The organism is Methyloterricola oryzae (assembly GCF_000934725.1).
GTDB classification, from domain to species: domain Bacteria; phylum Pseudomonadota; class Gammaproteobacteria; order Methylococcales; family Methylococcaceae; genus Methyloterricola; species Methyloterricola oryzae.
Genome location: NZ_JYNS01000002.1, coordinates 505,998 through 524,309 on the forward strand (window position 1 = coordinate 505,998; position 18,312 = coordinate 524,309).

General features: G+C 63.8%; 13 protein-coding genes. All 13 read left to right on the forward strand.

Going from position 1 to position 18,312, the window contains the following annotated elements; genetic code table 11:
- Positions 1 to 224 precede the first annotated feature (224 nt).
- The 13 genes from EK23_RS05975 (at position 225) to tviB (ending at position 18,159) form a co-directional block, all read left to right on the forward strand.
- Positions 225 to 1,487, forward strand: coding sequence for a glycosyltransferase family protein (locus EK23_RS05975; RefSeq protein ID WP_045224360.1), 1,263 nt, complete (start codon positions 225 to 227; stop codon positions 1,485 to 1,487).
- 26 nt (positions 1,488 to 1,513) lie between these two features.
- Entirely contained in the window at positions 1,514 to 2,878 is a 1,365-nt protein-coding gene (locus tag EK23_RS05980) for a glycosyltransferase (protein ID WP_045224361.1), read from the forward strand.
- Positions 2,850 to 4,844, forward strand: a complete 1,995-nt coding sequence (locus EK23_RS05985) for an alginate lyase family protein (protein ID WP_082053967.1) — start codon at positions 2,850 to 2,852, stop codon at positions 4,842 to 4,844. The genes EK23_RS05980 and EK23_RS05985 overlap by 29 nt, the downstream gene beginning before the upstream one ends.
- A gap of 4 nt (positions 4,845 to 4,848) precedes the next feature.
- Positions 4,849 to 7,026: an alginate lyase family protein gene (locus EK23_RS05990; RefSeq protein ID WP_045224363.1), complete on the forward strand. Its 2,178-nt coding sequence runs from the start codon at positions 4,849 to 4,851 to the stop codon at positions 7,024 to 7,026.
- A complete protein-coding gene (locus EK23_RS05995) occupies positions 7,023 to 8,384 on the forward strand; it encodes an aminoglycoside phosphotransferase family protein (RefSeq protein ID WP_045224364.1) in 1,362 nt (453 codons plus the stop codon). The genes EK23_RS05990 and EK23_RS05995 overlap by 4 nt, the downstream gene beginning before the upstream one ends.
- Entirely contained in the window at positions 8,371 to 9,012 is a 642-nt protein-coding gene (locus EK23_RS06000) for a histidine phosphatase family protein (protein ID WP_052807957.1), read from the forward strand. Before EK23_RS05995 ends, EK23_RS06000 begins: the two co-directional genes overlap by 14 nt.
- Positions 9,009 to 10,319, forward strand: coding sequence for a phosphotransferase family protein (locus EK23_RS06005; RefSeq protein ID WP_045224365.1), 1,311 nt, complete (start codon positions 9,009 to 9,011; stop codon positions 10,317 to 10,319). The genes EK23_RS06000 and EK23_RS06005 overlap by 4 nt, the downstream gene beginning before the upstream one ends.
- A gap of 19 nt (positions 10,320 to 10,338) precedes the next feature.
- Positions 10,339 to 12,138, forward strand: a complete 1,800-nt coding sequence (locus tag EK23_RS06010) for an ABC transporter ATP-binding protein (RefSeq protein WP_158002454.1) — start codon at positions 10,339 to 10,341, stop codon at positions 12,136 to 12,138.
- Positions 12,135 to 13,346: a glycosyltransferase family protein gene (locus tag EK23_RS06015; RefSeq protein ID WP_045224367.1), complete on the forward strand. Its 1,212-nt coding sequence runs from the start codon at positions 12,135 to 12,137 to the stop codon at positions 13,344 to 13,346. The genes EK23_RS06010 and EK23_RS06015 overlap by 4 nt, the downstream gene beginning before the upstream one ends.
- Positions 13,336 to 14,091: a polysaccharide deacetylase family protein gene (locus EK23_RS06020; protein ID WP_045224368.1), complete on the forward strand. Its 756-nt coding sequence runs from the start codon at positions 13,336 to 13,338 to the stop codon at positions 14,089 to 14,091. The genes EK23_RS06015 and EK23_RS06020 overlap by 11 nt, the downstream gene beginning before the upstream one ends.
- Before the next feature lie 76 nt (positions 14,092 to 14,167).
- A complete protein-coding gene (locus EK23_RS06025; RefSeq protein WP_158002455.1) occupies positions 14,168 to 15,703 on the forward strand; it encodes an alginate export family protein in 1,536 nt (511 codons plus the stop codon).
- On the forward strand, positions 15,703 to 16,878 hold the full coding sequence (locus EK23_RS06030) for a glycosyltransferase family protein (RefSeq protein WP_045224370.1): 1,176 nt from the start codon (positions 15,703 to 15,705) through the stop codon (positions 16,876 to 16,878). Before EK23_RS06025 ends, EK23_RS06030 begins: the two co-directional genes overlap by 1 nt.
- A gap of 3 nt (positions 16,879 to 16,881) precedes the next feature.
- Positions 16,882 to 18,159 carry a Vi polysaccharide biosynthesis UDP-N-acetylglucosamine C-6 dehydrogenase TviB gene (tviB, locus tag EK23_RS06035; RefSeq protein ID WP_045224371.1) on the forward strand — a complete coding sequence of 426 codons (1,278 nt, stop codon included), beginning with the start codon at positions 16,882 to 16,884 and terminating at the stop codon, positions 18,157 to 18,159.
- The last annotated feature ends 153 nt before the right edge of the window (positions 18,160 to 18,312 follow it).

Consider the following 18,312-nt stretch of genomic DNA (forward strand, 5'->3'; position numbering starts at 1 on the left):
ATCAAGAAGCCCCGCAAGAGGCCTGTCGCCAGATTGTGACACTCTGTATTTATTGAAGTTTTTTTACAATTCATTTGAACCATTCTCATCTGCAGCGGAACCTACCTTCCGAGTACAGAAAATATTTACCGACCTGTGAGCCCAAGCTGACAAGTGGTAAACCACTGGAGCGGCAGTCATCGCCGCCCGTGAGAACGAAAAACAAACTACGGGGTGTACGGTCCATGAAGCTTGATAACCAACAAAAACGCATCATCGTGTATTCGCACGATACGTTCGGCCTGGGGAATATCCGTCGCATGCTCGTCATCGCACAAGCGCTGGTTGACTCCGACCCCAACGTGTCGGTGCTGATCCTCTCCGGTTCGCCCATGTTGCACGCCTTCCGGATTCCCGACCGCATCGACTACATCAAGCTGCCCTGCCTCTCTCGCACCACCAAGGGCGAGTACACCGTGAAGTTCCTGGACATGGAGTACGAGCACCTGGTGAAACTGCGCAGCAACATCATCCTGAGCGCCGTGCTGGATTTCGACCCGGACCTGATCCTGGTCGACAAGAAACCCTACGGCGTCAGCGACGAACTGGGCGCCGCCCTGGATCTCATGCAGCGGCGCGGCCACAAGGCCAAGCTGGTGCTGTTGCTGCGCGACATTCTGGACAGCCCCGAGAGCACCATTCCCGTTTGGAAGAAGAACGGCTACCACCAGGCGATCCAGTCCCATTACGACCAGGTGCTGGTGGTGGGCTCGCCCGAGATCTACGACATGCGCGAGGAGTATGAATTTCCCGAGGAAGTGCACGACAAGGTGCAGTTCTGCGGCTACATCGCCCGCGAGCGCAGCGAAAAGCCCGGTGACGAGATCCGCGCGCAGATCGGCTGCGGGCCTGATGAGCAACTGGTGCTGGTCACCGCCGGCGGCGGGGAGGACGGCTATCAGTTGCTGCGCACCTATCTGGAAGGCGCGGCCGCCCAGGATCTCGGCGAGGGCGTCAAGACCCTGATGATCTGCGGCCCCGAAATGTCCGAAGGGCGCCGCCTGCAAATCGAGGTGCTGGCCCAGGACTGCCCCAATGTCATCGTCCAGGAATTCACCTCCGACATGATGGCCTGCATGGACGCGGCGGACCTGGTGGTATGCATGGGCGGTTACAACACCACCTGCGAAGTGCTCACCCTGCGCAAGCGCGCCATCATCGTTCCACGCGTCAAGCCCGCCCAGGAACAGTGGATTCGGGCCGAACGCCTGGCCCGGCAAGGTCTGGTGCGAGCCATCCACCCCAGCCATCTGAACGCCGACCTGCTCATGGGCACCGTGCAGGAGGAACTGGGCCGGACCAACATCCATTGCAGCCGCTTGTACAAGATCGACATGGGCGGCCTGCCCCGCATCAGCGCGTCCATCAACGACCTGCTCTACGAGGGCGACGAGACCGCGAACTCCGCCGACTGGGCCGCCAGCAAAGGCATCGTGCGCGCCGACTGATCTTTCCACCCTCACAGGATTCCAACATGAGAACTACGCCGGACGAGGCGGTGGTCGCCTACGTCTTGAAGGGCTTTCCGCGCACCTCGGAAACCTTCATCACCAACGAAATCCACCTGCTGGAGACCCTGGGACTCAAGCTTTCGATCTTCTCCATCAAGAAGCTGGAGGGCCAGAAGCAGCATGCCGTGGTCGACGCCATCAAGGCCCCGGTGACCTATCTGCCCCAGGCCTCGGACCTCACCGGCCACAGCTTCGCGCGCTGGTTCATCGAGAACCTGCCGAATTTCGCCGCCTCCCATGGCCGCCTGCTGGCCCGCAAGCCCTTGCGCTACCTGGCTGCGCTGGCCGAATGCCTGAAGATGAGCGTGAAATACCGCGATGGCCTGCTGGATTGGCCGCGCACCGTGTTCATCAAGGAGTTCCTGCAGGCGGGCTTCATCGCCAACAGCGTGCTGGACGAACCGTCGATCCGGCACTTGCACGCGCATTTCTGCCACGGCGCCACCACCATCGCCCTGTTCGCCAGCCGCATGAGCGGCCTGCCCTTCAGCTTCACGGCCCATGCCAAGGACATTTACCTGCGCGAACTGAACCCCGGCGATCTGCTGCAGATCAAAATGCGTCGCGCCAAGTTCGCGGTCACCTGCACCGGGGCCAACCAGACCCATCTGGATGGACGCAACCCCAGCGACACCCGGGTACACCGCATCTATCACGGCCTGGATACCGACCTGTTCGTGCCGGAACCGCGCCAGGCGCCCGCGCCGGACGCGGTGCCCACCATCCTCTCGGTGGGGCGACTGGTAGAGAAGAAGGGCTTCGACTATCTGGTGCAAGCCTGCGCCCTCCTGCGCGACCGCGGCGTACGCTTCCAGTGCCGCATCGTCGGCGGCCACGACAAACACGCCGAGAAGACCAAGGCCCTGATCACGAAATTGAAGCTGGAGGACTGCATCAGCCTTCCTGGCGCCGTCACCCAGGAGGAACTGCGCGCCGTCTATCAGGAAGGCACCCTGTTCGCCCTGCCCTGCCTGGTGGTGGACAACGGCGACCGCGACGGGATTCCCAATGTCCTGGTGGAAGCCATGGCCATGGAGATGCCAGTGATCTCCACCGACATTTCCGGCATTCCGGAACTGATCGAGCACGAGGTCAACGGCCTCATGGTGCAGGAGAAAGATGCCGCCGCCATGGCCGACGCCATCCAGCGCCTGCTATCCGATCCGTGCCTGCGCCAGTGCCTGGGCCAGGCCGCCCGCGAGACCGTATGCCGCGAATTCAATTCGCGCCATACCACCGTCGCCTTGAAGAACCTGTTCGTGGCCTGCCTGGAAGGCCGCGCGGTGGAAGAAGAAGCCCATGTCTGCTGTTCTGCGGAAAACGCCTGAACCTAAGGTCTTGCTCGAGGCCCCCTATAGCTTCGGCCGGCCGGCGGACCTGCTCGCCTATTTCAAGGGCCGCGAGCATATCCGCTATTTCCCGGTGCTGGACGAGGAGCAGGTCACGCCGGACAAGCTGGCCGGCATCCTGGAAAACCGCTTCGAGTTCAACAACGAAGCTTACAGCCTGCCCGAAGGTTTCGACTGGCTCGCCAATCCCAGCACGGATGAGGAGTGGCAGATCCTGCTGCACAAGTTCTACTACGCCGTAGGCCTGGGCCGCGCCTTCCAGCAGACCCGTGACCCGCGCTACCGCGACAAATGGGTGGAACTGACCCGGGGCTGGATGGCTACAGTCCCCCTGGACTTCATGCCCAGCGATGTGGCGGGCCGGCGCATACAGAACTGGATCTTCGCCTATCACTACTTCGTCCATAGCAACGCCGCGCCAGGGCTGGACCCGGATTTCCACCTGGATTTCCTGAATTCCATCCAGCAGCAGGTGGCCTATCTGTGCGAGCACCTGACGCCGGCGCGCAACCACCGCACCCTAGAGCTCTACGCGGTGTTTCTGGCCGCGGTGGTCTTCCCCGAACTCAAGGGCGCCAGCGAGTGGCTGGATTTCGCGCGCCATGAACTGCAGGAGAACATCCGCAGCGACCTGCTGGAAGACGGCGTGCACTGCGAGCTGTCGACGGACTATCACCACATCGTGCTGCGCAACTTCCTGGGGATACGCCGCCTGACCCAGCTGAACGGCATCAATCTGCCTGAGGCGATGGATGCCGGCATCCGCAAGGCCCTGGAATTCAGCCTGTACGTCCACAAACCCGACGGCTTCATTCCCTCCATCAGCGACGGCGATACCGCCTGTTTCCTCGACCTTCTCAAACAAGGCCACGAACTCTACCAGGACCCGCGCATGCTCTACGTGGCGACCTCGGGGCAACAAGGCACCGCGCCGGCGGAGCGCTCGATGAGCTTTCCCGCCAGCGGCTACAGCATCGTCCGCAGCAGTTGGGGCGGCGAGAGCGAGGCCTACGCCGACGCGCGCTATCTGTTCTTCGACTGCGGCCCTCTGGGCGCCGGCAATCACGGCCACCTGGATCTGCTGAACATCGAGATGGCTGCCTACGGCCGCTCCCTGGTGGTCGATCCCGGCCGCTACACCTACGACGAATCCGGCCCCGTCAACTGGCGCGTGCTCTTCCGCGGGACGAGCTACCACAACACCGTGGAAGTGGACGGCAGGAACCAGACCCGCTACGCGCCCCATACGCGGAAATTCAAGATCCAGGGACCGGAGCCGGAACGAAAGCTGCGCGCGGCCCTGAGCCGTCCGGGCCTGGACTACCTGCACGGCATCGCCGCCAGCCACGAGTACCCGGTCATCCACGAGCGTAAGATCCTGTTCGTAGGCGGGGAATACTGGCTGATCTGCGATCTGCTGCGGGCGGACGAGCCCCACGACTACGTCCTGCGCTACCATCTGGACCCCCTGGCGGAGAGCCACGCCAGCCTGAGCCGGCCCGATGGCTGTCTGCGGGTGGACTCACCCAACCTGGTGATCCTGCAGCCGCCCAGCGAGGACATCGCCCTGGACCTGGAAGCGGGCTTCTTTTCACCCACCTACGGCATCAAGCAACCGGCCCCGGTCGTGCGCTTCAGCGCGCGCGGCGACCGCGTCTGTTTCCATACCCTGCTGTTTCCCTACAAGGAAAGTTGCCCGGATATTTCCATCGGCTGGCTGCCGGTGGCGGCGGCCGACGCATCGGCCGCGGGCCAGTGGGCCACGGCTCTCAGCGTGACCCACGGCGGCGTGCGCGACGAATTCCTGCTCTCCCACACACCCGGCTCCCGCTTCCGCCTGGCCGATGTGGCCACGGACAGCCCCTTCCTGTACCAGCGCAAGGACCCGAACGGCGTCATTTTGCACCGGCACGATGCGGCCCGCTGTTCCTCCGAGGGTGTCTGAAGCCATGCGAGCCCTGCACCAACCGGCCTGCGGTTCGGCGTACCCGACCGGCGCCCTGCCCCTGTTTGCCGATGTCGCGATCGCAGCGCTCAACCCGGAGGGGGTGCTGCGCCACTTCCGCGAGCGCAGCGGCATCCACTATTTCGCCCTGAGCGCCGGCAAACCCAAGCATGTCGCCAAGGCGGAGCGCATCCTCCGCCATGAGTTCGAGCTGAACAACGAAACCCATGTGCTGCCGGAGACCTTCGACTGGCTGGCCAACCCCAGCCGGGACCTGGAATGGCTGATCCTCTTGCACAAGTTCTATTACTCCCGCGATCTGGCGCTCGCCTATGACGCCAGCGGCGAGGAGATGTTCGCCCGCAAGTGGGTCGAGCTGGTGGCTTCCTGGATCGCTCAGGTGCCGGCTGGTTTCGTCAACAGCCAGGTCGTGGGGCGGCGTCTGCAGCAATGGCTCTTGGCCTACCATCATCTGGTGCCGGGGCGCCAATGCGCCGCGATCACGCCGGATTTCCTGCTGGCCCTGCTGCGGTCCATGCAGTCCCAGGCGCTGTTTCTGAGAGACAATCTGACGCCCGAGGGCAATCACCGCACCATCGAACTCAGCGCCCTCTTCCAGTTCGCCGTACTGTTTCCCGAACTGCGGGAATCCGCCGGTTTGCAGGCCTTCGCCGTGGAGGCCCTGGTGGACAACCTGCGGGATGACTTTCTCGCCGACGGGGTTCAAAAGGAGCTGTCCACCGACTACCACCACACGGCGCTGAAGAATTTCCTGCGCGTGCGTGAATTGGCGGGCCTGAACGGGGTTGCCCTGCCGCAGGAATTCGACCGGATCATGCGCCGGGCCCTGGAGTTTTCGATCTTTGCCCACAGGCCCGACGGCGAGCTGCCGGCCATCAACGATGGCGACGTCAACAGCTATCTGTCCCTGCTGCGCAAGGCGCACCGACAGTATCCCGTGCAGGGTCTGCTCTACGTGGCCAGCCGTGGCCTGGAAGGTGAGCCCCCGAGCCAGCGCTCGCGGCATTTCGAAAGCAGCGGGTACTGCATCCTGCGCAGCGAATGGAATGAGGCGCCCTATGCCGACGCGCGTTATTGCTTCTTCGACTGCGGCCCGCTGGGCTACGGCAGTCATGGCCATTACGATCTGCTGAGCTTCGAGGCAGCCGCGTTCGGGCACTCCCTGGTAATCGACCCCGGCCGCTACACCTACCACGAAGACCAGCCGGTGAACTGGCGGCACCGCTTCAAGGGGACCGCCGCCCACAATACCGTGATGGTGGATGGCAAGGACCAGTGCCGTTACCGCTGCGGCGCGCCGGAGGGAGCGGAACCGGCTGCCAGCGTGCTGAGCTTCGCCTCGGCGCCGGGCTTCGACTTCGTCCGTGGACGCGCCCTGAGCCCTGAATACCCGGTGATTCATGAGCGCTGCGTGGTGTTTGCCGTTGGCGAATACTGGATCATCAGCGACCGGCTGCTGGCTGATGGCGAACACCGCTACGATCAGTTCTTCCACCTGCCCGTCGAGGCCCAAGGAAAGCTGCAACGGCTCCCCGAGGCGCAGGGGCTGGGTGTGCGCACCCCACAATGTCTGATCCTGCAGCCGCGGACCGCCGGCGTGGACTTGAGCGTGGAAGAGGGCTTCGTCTCGCCCGAATACGGCCTTAAGCACCCGGCGCCCGTACTGCGCTACGCTCAGGGAGCCTCCGGCAACGCGGCGTATCAGACCTTTCTGTATCCCTTCCATGACGCGGCTCCGACCGTCCAGCTCGGCGTGCTGCCGGTGCGCGTCGGCCAGGAAGGCCTGGCCGCCGAGGCCTGCAGGGCCCTGGATATCCATATCGACGCTGCTGAAGGCCGTTGGCAGGATCTGCTGCTCATCAATCACGTCGATACTGAGACGGAACTCAACTGCGAAAACCTGGCTTGCCGAACCGACGTGCTGTTCCTGCGCCGGGACGAAACAGGGACCTTGGTAGCGCTCATGGCGGAAGGACTGCGCAGCTTGAGCATCGGCGACGAATTGCAAATTCCCGACAGCGGCGCCCGCTGGCGATTGAGCTGTTCGGACGGACGGGTCTTCTGGCGCAGAGAGGGCCGCGAGGGTGAAGCCCAGCTCGCGCAACTGACGGACCTGCCCTTGCTGTTGGATTCCGTTCTGTCAGCCTGGGAGGCCGCGTGAATCCAGGCACCGATCCCGTATTTCCGCACATGGCGCAGGCGCTGGATCCGGCCGTGATGGGACCCTTGCTGCGCCAATCCCTGAAGCTTCCGCCGCCCGCGGATGCCGCTGGCGCGGGTTGTGTCATCGGCGAAAAGCGCTACAAACCGGGGCGCAGTTTGCTGGTTAACTACCGCCTGGAAGAGGATTCCGGGCCCAAGGCGGAAGCGTGGCACGCCACGGCCCGGCTATGCCCCCCGGGCCAGGCCAGGGCGGAGTTCGCCCGCGAGCGGGCGCGTCGGCCGGATCTGGACGAGAGCGCCCTGTTCTGCTTGGAGGAGCCGGCCATGCTGTTGTGGGTCTTTCCCCATGACCGCAAGCTCACGCATCTGCATCACCTGCTCGACGTCCGGACCCTGGGCGATCGGCTGGCTCCGGCCCTGGCAGCGTCGGGGATTTCTTCGAACACCAGCCAACTGCAGTTCGCCAGCAAGGTCCTGCATTACCTGCCGGAGCGTTCCTGCATGATCCGCTACCGGATCGAGGGCGCCGGTCCGGCAACCGGATCGCCCGTGTACCTCTACGCAAAGAATTACGCGGATGAAACCGGCGCCCAGGTCTACGCACACATGCGCCAGTTGGCCGCGCAGTTTCCCTTCGGCGCAAGGGCGCTGGCCTATGACGAAATCACGCGCACCCTCTGGCAATCCCAGGTGCCCGGCCGGCCGCCCGTCTGGCAGGATCTGCTGGCACCACATGGCGGCAGCCTCGCCGCGCACATGGGGCACTGCGCGGCGGCCCTGCATGCCTGTACCCTGGAGACGTCGCGGAAGCTCGATCCGGACGGCATCCGCAAGGCGCTGACCGAAACCGTGAGCCTCACAGCCCGGATGTCGCCCCAGCTGGCGCGCCTAACCGCACGCACGGTGGACGCCCTGTTGGCCTCGCCCCTGGCTCAAGGCACGGGACGCGTCGCGCCGGTCCACAACGACCTCAAGCTCAACAATTTCCTGGTGGACGCCGAGCGCGTGGGCCTGATCGACATGGATTGCCTGTGCCTCGGCGATCCGCTCGGCGATCTTGGCAGCCTCATCGCCAATCTGTATCTGCATGGCCTCCGTGAAGGCGCTGAGCCCCAGGCCGTGCACCCCGTCGCAGCGGCGGTGACCCGCGCCTATCGGGCGGAGTGCGGCGATGATTTCAGCCTGGCTTCCCTGCGCTGGCACGTGGGCGCGGCTCTCATCCACGAGGTGACGCGCCGCAGCCTGCGGCAGATGGACCCGGCGCGCATGGCGCACATCCAGGGTTTTCTGGAGCTGGGCGCTCATTACGCCGCTCTCAGTGAAAGACCCGAGGGAGGCGGCGATGAACTTGTCTGAAGCACCGCTGCGGGTGTTTCTGGCCCGCCACGGACAAAGCCTGTTGAACTTGCAGGAGCGGATCTCGGGCCAGGCGGAGACGCCCCTGTCGGACAAAGGACAGGAGCAGGCACGCGCCCTCTGCGACGTGCTGCGCGGGGAAGCCCTGACAGCCATCTACGCCAGCAGCCTGGGCCGCACCCTCCAAACCGCCCAGCCCACCGCGAGTCACCACGGGCTGGAGCCCGCCGCCCTGGACGGTCTGCGCGAAATCGGCCTGGGCGTGCTGGAAGGGCGCCATGTGGATGAGCGCGACGCGGAGGCCGCCCAACTCTGGTCTGAACGAACGCGCGACGAGCGGGCATTCCAGGTTCCCGGCGGAGAAACCTACTCGGACTTCGACGCGCGGGTGTCCGCCAGCCTGGACTGGATACTGGAAAACAGCCGCGGCTCCGTCCTTATCGTCGGGCACCGCAATACCAATGCGATCATCCTGTGCCGCCTGCTCGGACAGCGAAACGGCGCGCAGGACCTCAACGTCAAGAACAAATACCTCTATGCCGTCGACTGCGGGCCTGACCCGGCGGTCAGCACTATACGCCTGGGCGGGGAATTTCACGGAACCGTTTACCAAGGGCTGCGCACATGAGCCTCGCGCCCCATGAACTGTTCGCGCCACTGCTGGATACGCGGCACATGACGGCCGCCTTCCGGCGTCATTTGCCCGAATGCCTGTCCGGTGAGTGGGAACTGACCGGCTGCGCCATCGAGCACCCCCGTTACAAGACCTATCTCAGCGAGGAAAACCGCGGGCGTTCGAGCCTTGCGCTGCTCTATCACCTGAGCGTCCGCCGCTCCGCCCGCGCCGCCGCGGAACCCGCGCTGATATATGCCCGCGCCTTCCTGGGCGAGCGCAGCCAGGCGGAATTCGAAACGGCTCGGGCAGGCACCGCGCCGGAGCGGCGCCACGCGCTGCTGCATATGCCAGAACTGGGGCTGGTCGGCTGGCGTTTCCCGCAGGACCCCGCCATGCCCTGGCTGGAAGATTTGCTCAGCCCCGAGCACCGCGACGCACGCATCCCGGGTCTTGAAGCGCCTGTCGAAATTCAGGTGATCAATTACCGTCCGGAGATCCGCTGCACGGCGCGCTACCGTCCGCTCGGCGAAAGGACTGCGCCGCGCACGGTCTACGGCAAGACCTACGCCAATGGCGCTGGCTGCCGCATCCACGAAAACCTGCAGGCCCTGCGGCGGCAGTCGAATGTTCCGGGCTGCTTCGTGCTTCCCGAGCCGCTGGCCTATGACGCGGACCGCCGCACCCTGTGGCTGGATGGACTGCATGGGGAGCCGCTACTGGACGCCCTCGTTCGATACCAGGACGCATCCCTCATCACGCCCCTATGCCGCGGCCTGGCGCGATTGCAACATCAGCGGGTGCCTCACGGCCCGACTATCACCGCCGATGAACAGCTACAGGAATGGCGCAAGAAAGCCCGGAAACTGGCGCATGCCTTCCCGGCTCTCGCTCCGGACCTGAGCGCGCTGGGCCAAACCCTGGCGCAGCAAATGCCCGCCGCCGCGGATCCCGTGCTGATCCACGGCGATTTTCACGCGGGCCAATTGGCTCGCATGCCGGATGGTCGGCTGGCACTGTTCGATTTCGACGAACTGGCCTGGGGCGACCCGATGTTCGATCTTGCCAACTTCGTGTCGGACTTGTTCGTCCAGCCCATGGACGATCATCAGCGCCTGCGCCTCGCACAGCAGCTGCTGGCCAGCTACCAGCGGCACGCACCGAGGCCCGATGGTATCGCACGCTTCATCTGGCAATTGCGTGGCCAACTCCTGACCCGTGCTTACCGGGCCTTTATCCAGCAAAAGCCGGATACCCAGAATCGGGTGACGCGGCTTCTGGCCAGCGCCCGTCAACCCTATGAAACCGGCTGGAATGCCTGAGCAAGCGGAGACCTTTCACGTGAAGCCACCCAAAAACACCAGCCGCTTCCGGCGTATCGTCCTCGATCACCTGCGCCGGGTGCGCGGCAGCATCGTTATGGCCATGGTCTGCATCCTTGGCTCCACTCTGACCAGCCTGATCGTGCCCTGGCCGATGAAGCTGATCTTCGATCAGGTGCTCTTGGACAAGCCGCTACCGGACTTCCTGGCGGCGGCAAGGCCCTTGCTCGACGCCAACAAGGAGCAGGCGCTGTGGGTCCTGTGCGGCGGCATGGTCGCCATCGCCCTGCTGAAGGGCCTGTTCTCCTATTACCAGATGTTCCTGACCTCGCGAGCGGGCTATCTCCTGGTGTATACCCTGCGCGGCGAGCTGTTCGATCATCTGCAGCGGCTCTCCCTGGGCTTTCACCGCAGCACGCCCTCGGGGGAACTGCTGAGCAAGCTGACCAGCGACACCAACACCCTGAAGGACGTCTACGCGGACTCCGCGCTGACTTTCACCACCCACGTGCTGACCGTGGTCGGGATGTTCGTCATCATGTTCAGCCTGAGCGTGCAACTGAGCCTGATCGTGCTCGCCAGCTTTCCGGTCCTATGCCTAGCCATTGTCGGCATCTATTCTCGGGTAAAGCGCTCGGCCCGCAAGCAGCGCCGCAACGAGGGACGGCTGGCGTCCCGGGTCAGCGAGCTGCTGAGCGCCGTTCCCCTGGTTCAGGTCTACGGGACGGAGGACCAGGAGCGCGAACGCTTCGATGCCGAAAGCACCCAGTCCATGTGCGAGAGCATCCGCACCGCGCGTATGGAGGCCGGCGCCACGCGCGTGATTGAGGTCATCAGCGCCATCGGCACCGGGATCGTGGTGCTGTTCGGCTGCATGCAGGTGTTCGCCGGCGTGCTGACGCCGGGTGACGTGCTGGTCTTCAGCGCCTACATCGCCCAGATGTATCAGCCCATCCGCCAGATCACGCGGCTCTCCACGCGCTTCTCCCGCGCCAGCGTCAGCATCGAGCGGATCAGCGAACTCCTCGACACTCAGCCCGAGATCCAGGATGCCCCGGATGCCATCCTGCCCGCAAAGCTGGCCGGCGACATCGAGTTCTCCGGCGTGTCCTTCGCTTACCCCGGTGGCGGCGCACTCCTGGAGGACGTCAACCTGCGCATCGCGCCAGGCGAGCGCGTCGCCCTGGTGGGGGCTTCCGGGGCCGGCAAATCCACCATCGCCAGCCTGCTGATCCGCTTGTTTGACCCGCAACAAGGCAGTGTGCGGATCGACGGGATAGACCTTAAGCGCCTGCACCGCCGCGCCCTGCGCCGTGAAATCGGCGTGGTGCTGCAGGATTCCATCCTGTTCGGCACCACCATCCGCGAAAACATCGCCTACGGTTCGCCCGATGCCACCGAGGGCGAAATCGAGGCCGCTGCCCGCCAAGTGCACGCCCACGAATTCATCGAGAAACTGCCCGACGGCTACGACACCGTCCTCGGGGAAAGCGGCGGCAATCTGTCCGGCGGCCAACGCCAGCGCCTCTGCCTGGCGCGCGCATTGGTGCGCAAATCCTCCATCCTGATCCTGGACGAGCCGACTTCAGCAGTGGACGCCGAATCACAGGCCTTGATACGTGACGCACTGAACTTCCTGCACCGCGACAAGACCATCTTGCTGATTGCCCACCAGTTCAGCGCCATCCGCAACTTCGACCGCATTCTGGTGTTGAAGCAGGGGGCCATCGTCGAACAGGGAAGTCATGAGGACTTGCTGGAACTGGGCGGCCATTACCATCACCTCTACAAACTGCAACACGGTCTGCGCGCGGCATGAACGAACACAAGCCAACACTCCTGCTCTATTGCCAGCATTCCCTGGGCATGGGCCACTGGGTCCGTGCCATGACCCTGGCCCGCGCGCTCACGCGTGACTTTCGCGTCACCTTCCTCAATGGCGGGCGCGCGCCGGGGCACCAAAGCCTGGGTGGGGACCTCACGATGATCGACCTGCCGCCCCTGGGCATGGGCGAGGACAACCAACTTTACAGCCAGGATCCACGTTACAGCGTGGACGAGTCCCTGGCCCTGCGGCGCCAATATATCCTCGACCTGCACGCCGAACTGCGCCCCGACGTAATCCTGATCGAGTTGTTTCCCTTCGGCCGGAAGAAGCTGGCGGGGGAGTTGCTCCCGCTGTTGCGGGCGGCGCGCCGTGCTGCTCCGAGCCGGCCGCTGGTCCTTTGCAGCCTGCGCGACATCATGGTGAACGCCCGCAAGGACCAGACCCGGCACGACGAACGCGCGCGCTGGATCACCGACCGCTATTTCGACGGACTAATGATTCACTCCGACCCGCGCTTCGCCCGCCTGGAGGACACCTTCCGCCCGCGCCACGCGCTGCGGACTCCTGTGCATTACACCGGGTTCGTGGCGCCGGCGCACGGCCAGGGCGCGAGCTCCGGCCAGCGCGAGGGCGTGCTGGTTTCCGCCGGCGGCGGCATGGTCGGCGGCCCGTTGTTCCGCGCCGCCTTGGAGGCACACCGCCTGAACGGGTTGGCCGAGGGGCTGCCCATGACCCTGGTGGCGGGACCCTTTCTGCCCGAGGAAGAATGGCAGGCACTGCAGGACGAAGCTCGGGGCTTGCCGGGCTTGACCCTGCTGCGCTCGGTACCGGCCATGAAACCGCTGCTGGAGTCCCATTGTCTCTCGGTGAGTCAGTGCGGTTACAACACCGTCATGGATATCCTGGAGTCCGGCGCCAAGCCCCTGGTGGTGCCCTTCGTCCGTGGCCACGAAGACGAGCAGAATCGCCGTGCGGTCAAGTTGGAGCAACTCGGCCTGGTGCGCGCGCTCCATCCCGAGCGCATGGACGGACATCGCCTTGCGGAAGAAATCCGCCAACTGCGGGATTTCATCCCGAACCCAAGCGGCTTGGATCTTTCCGGTGCGCAAACGACCACCCGGGTGATCAGAAATCTGCTGGCGGCGCGCCAGCCCGCCCTTGCACCGGTGCAAAGCCTGGAGGCCTCGGATGCGCTCTGACTGGCTCTCCCCGCTGCATTCGGTGCTTGCGGAGCAGGATGCGCCGCTCACGGTGTTCTTCCGCGACGACGACGCCGGCTGGGATGATGCGCGCCTGAATGCGCTGCTCGACTGCTTCGCGCCCACCGCGACGCCCATCGACCTGGCGGTGATCCCCGTCTCTATCGGCGAGCCCTTGGCGGAATACCTGCTTGAGCGCCGGGAGCGCAACCCGGCGGTGCTGGGCCTGCACCAGCATGGCTACGCCCACGTCAATCACGAAAGTGAAGGGCGCAAGTGCGAGTTCGGACCCGCTCGCGCCGGTGAAGATCAGCTCCGCGACCTGCTGGCCGGCAAAGAGCGCCTGACCCGCCTGCTGGGCCCCGCCCTTGACAGCCTCTTCACGCCGCCCTGGAACCGTTGCACCGCAATCACGGGCGAGTGCCTTGCGGCTCTGGGATACAGCGGGCTTTCCCGCGACCGGACAGCCATACCCCTGCAACGGGATGACCTGCCCGAATTGCCTGTGCATATCGACTGGTGCGGCATGCGCGCCCGCTCCAACTCGCCCTGGGAAGACCTGGGCAAGGCTTTGGCGCTCCACGTGGTGAATCAGCCGGAGAGCGCCGTGGGCATCATGCTGCACCACGCGGTCATGGACGAGGACGACCTCGGGCACCTGGACGGCCTGCTCGCCCTGCTGGCCGGCGACGGCACGGTTCACAGGCGGCTGATGCGCCAATGCCTCTCGCCCGACCGCCCTTAAGCCCATGCCCTGCCAGAACGACATTGGCGCGCGCCCGGGACCGGCGCGCAAGGCCTCTGCGAGCCCGAGTTCGGGCATGGCCAGCCGGAACGGGGGGGCTGCGGTCCATGGCCGGCCGCTAGGGTTCTGTCTCGGGCTTGGGCTGGCCTTGCTGGCTCATCTCCCTGCCATGGCGGAAGACAAGCCTGCCAGCGCGACAACGCAGCCCCCCCAAAAGGAAGCCGTCTTCAGGCAGGACTCCGACGCGATCCGCAAGGAGCCCATCCGCATCAACCCGGGCGACAAGCGCCCAGCGGACCAGTTCAAGACCGACGTGTTCGGCCGCCCGCTGACCATCGGCGGCGCCTACGAGCTGGAGCCGCGTTACACCGAGGATCGCAGGCTGGACCCGGACTCCAACGATGACATTGCCAATGTCTCCCAGGACCTCAAGCTTGAATTCTTTTATCCCTGGTCCAAGGCCCTGTCATTCTTCATCCAGTCGAATTTCTTCTACAACCCGGATGTGTATGCGGAAAACGGCGATACCAGCTATGAGCTAGGCGCGCAACTCAGCGAGGCCTGGCTCTTCTACCACCGATTGTTCGAATCCGATTTCAGCACTCAGATCGGCCGCCAGCGCTTCGCCGACAAGCGCCAATGGTGGTGGAACGAGCAACTCGACGCAGCCCGCGTCTACCTAGGCAACGAAGATTTTTTTGCCGAGTTTTCGGTCGCCAACGAATTTGGCTCCAAGCGCTCGGACCAGGGTTTCGTCACGCCGGTGAACGATCACGTGCTGCGCTTGATGGGCGATTTTGTCTGGCAGTGGGACCCCAAGCAAAACCTGACCCTGTTCTATCTCACCCAGTTCGACAACTCCAAGACGCAGGAGGTAGGCGATTTGATGCGGGCCGATCGCACGGATCCCAGCGATGGCGATCTCACTTGGATCGGGGCCCGCGCCATGGGCAAATTCAAGCTGGAGCATGGGGGCAAGATCGGCTATTGGCTGGACTCGGCCTTCGTGACCGGACGCGAGACCACCTACGATTATGAGGACGTGGACAGTAAATATGCCGGGGTGGATTCTGCGGTCAAGAAGAACGTGCTGGCCTGGGGCATGGATGCGGGCGTCACCCTTTACAGCAACCTTCCCCTGGAGCCCTACTTCACCGTGGGCTACGCCTACGGCTCCGGCGACTCGGATCCGAACGACGGCACCAATACCACCTTCAGGCAGTCCGGCATCCAGAACAACAAGGTCAAGTTCTCCGGCAGTCAGCGATTTCGCTACTACGGCGAACTGTTCCGCCCCGAGCTTTCCAATCTGAGGATAGCCACCGCGGCCCTGGGCCTTCCCTTGTCCGAGGAGAGTTCAGTGGACCTGCTTTACCATCATTACGAGCAGGCCGAAGCCTCCGACGTCATCCGCGACTCGCGCATCCGGGCGCGCCCCAACGCACGCAATACGGAAATCGGCGACGAAGTCGACCTGGTCCTGTCCCTGGACGAATGGGAACATCTCCAGGTGCAGTTTGCCGGCTCGGTCTTCAAGGCCGGCAACGCCTTCGGGGAACTCTCCGGCAATACCTCCTTTCAGCTCGATCTCACCATCAAATACAGCTTCTGATGAACCGCAGCAGTCGCCCCAAAATCCTGTTCTACTGCCAGAGCCTAGTGGGTATCGGGCATCTGACCAGCACCCTATGGCTCATACGCGAACTCCTTGGGCACTCGGACGTCGACCTGATCTACGGCGGCCAGGCCGTGCGGGTCATGCCGGAGCATCCGGGTTTCCGCCACCTGCGCCTGAAAACGGTGTTGATCGACAGCGCGACGGACGCGCTTTATGCCCCCGATTGCGAACTGCCCATGGAAACCGTATGGGCAGAACGGGAAGACGCCATGCTGCAGTTTGAGCAAGGCCCTTATGCCGCGGTGTTCCTCGAATTTTTTCCGTTCGGCCGAAGACGCCTGAAGAAGGAAATCCTGGCCCTACTGCGCCGAACGAAGCGCGGCCAGGCGGATATTCCGGTCTTCACCTTTGTCCGCGAGATCCTGGTTCCGGCACCGCCCGAGGCAGAACAGCGGATGGTGCAACTGGCGCGGGAACACATTCACACGATCTTCGTGCGCGGCGATCCCGAGATCGTCCGCTTCGAGGAAACATTCGCGCGCACGGCGGAGATCCAGGATATCCTCTTTTACGCGGGTTATGTGAGCCCGCCGCCGATGCCGCAGCATCATGATCGTGAAAAGATGATCCTCGTCAGCCAAGGCGGCGGGGAAATCGGGCGCAACGTGCTGGAAGCCGCGATCCGCGCAGCTCCTCTGCTGCCCGAGTACCGCTTTATGGTCATTACCAGTTCCCGCGCGACGGATACGGAGGTCGCCGGCTTGCGCGCGCTGGTGGAAAGCTCGAACGTGGAAATCGTGAACTTCCTGAGCCATTTTCAGGACACCCTGGCGCGGGCCGCACTCTCCATCAGCCTGGGCGGTGACAACACCCTGATGGACGTCATCAGCACCCGCACGCCGGCGCTAGCCTTTCCCTATCCCGGCAATTCCGAGCAAGCCCTGCGGATCGCCAAACTCGCGCAACGGGGGTTCGTGTTTCCCCTGACCCCGGAGGACTTGATTGCCGAAAGGCTGGTGCAGAAAGCGCTGGACGTCATGGGCCGGCCCTATCCCGATTACACTATTCGGGTGAACGGCGCCGCTGCCATCAGCCAAAGGGTCGAGGCCATCCTGAATGCCTCCCGAAAGGAAGTACAGATTCACCATTCAAACAGACAACACAACTGACCTATGAACGCACTCGCAAACACCAAAATCGGGATGATCGGCCTGGGCTACGTCGGCCTGCCACTGGCCGTCGAATTCGGCAAGCACATCGATATCGTGGGTCTGGATATCAATGTCCAGCGTGTCACGGAACTCAAGGCCGGGTTCGATCGCTCTCTGGAATGTTCCAGCGAGGAACTGAAGGCGTCGCCCCGGCTGCGTTTCACCTCCGACCCGGAAGACCTGCGCGGCTGCAACGTCTACATCGTCACCGTGCCGACACCCATCGACGACCACAAGCGCCCCGATCTGACGCCCTTGGTCAAGGCCAGCGAAACGGTGGGTAAGGTCCTGACGCAGGGCGATATCGTCATCTACGAATCCACCGTCTACCCTGGCGCCACCGAGGAGGTATGTGTGCCCATTCTGGAGGCGCAGTCCGGCCTTACCTACAACCAGGGTTTCTACTGCGGCTACAGCCCGGAACGCATCAATCCCGGCGACAAGGAACATCGGGTGGTGAACATCAAGAAAGTCACCTCCGGCTCCACGCCCGAGGTGGCTGAATTTGTCGATGCCCTGTACCGCCAGGTGATTACCGCCGGCACCCACAAGGCCAGCAGCATTCGGGTCGCGGAAGCGGCCAAGGTGATCGAGAACACCCAGCGCGACGTCAATATCGCCCTGATCAACGAACTCGCCATCCTCTTTCACAAACTAGGCCTGAACACCCTCGAAGTGCTGGAGGCCGCGGGTTCCAAATGGAATTTCCTGCCGTTCCGGCCGGGTCTGGTAGGCGGGCACTGCATCGGCGTCGACCCCTACTATCTCACCCACAAGGCCCAGGAGATCGGACACCATCCGGAAATGATTCTGGCCGGCCGGCGGACCAACGACGGCATGGGGGCCCATGTGGTGCAGCGCGTGGTGAAACTCATGAACCGCAAGCGAATTCACGTGTGCCAGTCACGGGTGCTGATCCTGGGCCTCACCTTCAAGGAGAACTGCCCGGATATCCGCAATACCCGCGTGATCGACATTGTTCGTGAACTCGAGGGGTATAGTGCTCAGGTTGACGTGTACGATCCCTGGGCGGATGCCGCCGAATGCCAGCATGAATACGGCATCGAACTGGTGAAAGAACTGGCAGAGGGCTGCTACGACGCCATTATCCTCGCCGTGGGGCATCAGCAGTTCAAGGACATGGGTGCCGCAGGCATCCGGGCTCTGGGCAAACCGGACGCTGTCCTGTTCGACGTCAAATATGTGCTGCCCGTGGAGGCGGTGGACGAGTATCTGTAGACGCGGCTCCTGTATCCGCGCATTTCTCGGCTTGAAATAACGGGACGCGCGATCCAATCATTCACGGTGTGACGCAGTTCACACTACGCAATTAGCTTATTTGCCAAACTCCCGCAGGTTTCAGGGCCGTCCTGGAATCCGAGCAACCCACTG

Bases quoted from the DNA above. Each gene is read 5' to 3' on its own strand.
- EK23_RS05975 (WP_045224360.1), top strand. From the start codon at position 225: ATGAAGCTTGATAACCAACAAAAACGCATCATCGTGTATTCGCACGAT.
- EK23_RS05985 (WP_082053967.1), top strand. From the start codon at position 2,850: ATGTCTGCTGTTCTGCGGAAAACGCCTGAACCTAAGGTCTTGCTCGAG.
- EK23_RS06005 (WP_045224365.1), top strand. From the start codon at position 9,009: ATGAGCCTCGCGCCCCATGAACTGTTCGCGCCACTGCTGGATACGCGG.
- EK23_RS06020 (WP_045224368.1), top strand. From the start codon at position 13,336: ATGCGCTCTGACTGGCTCTCCCCGCTGCATTCGGTGCTTGCGGAGCAG.
- EK23_RS06025 (WP_158002455.1), top strand. From the start codon at position 14,168: ATGGCCAGCCGGAACGGGGGGGCTGCGGTCCATGGCCGGCCGCTAGGG.
- EK23_RS05990 (WP_045224363.1), top strand. From the start codon at position 4,849: ATGCGAGCCCTGCACCAACCGGCCTGCGGTTCGGCGTACCCGACCGGC.
- EK23_RS06000 (WP_052807957.1), top strand. From the start codon at position 8,371: ATGAACTTGTCTGAAGCACCGCTGCGGGTGTTTCTGGCCCGCCACGGA.
- EK23_RS06015 (WP_045224367.1), top strand. From the start codon at position 12,135: ATGAACGAACACAAGCCAACACTCCTGCTCTATTGCCAGCATTCCCTG.
- tviB (WP_045224371.1), top strand. From the start codon at position 16,882: ATGAACGCACTCGCAAACACCAAAATCGGGATGATCGGCCTGGGCTAC.
- EK23_RS06030 (WP_045224370.1), top strand. From the start codon at position 15,703: ATGAACCGCAGCAGTCGCCCCAAAATCCTGTTCTACTGCCAGAGCCTA.
- EK23_RS05980 (WP_045224361.1), top strand. From the start codon at position 1,514: ATGAGAACTACGCCGGACGAGGCGGTGGTCGCCTACGTCTTGAAGGGC.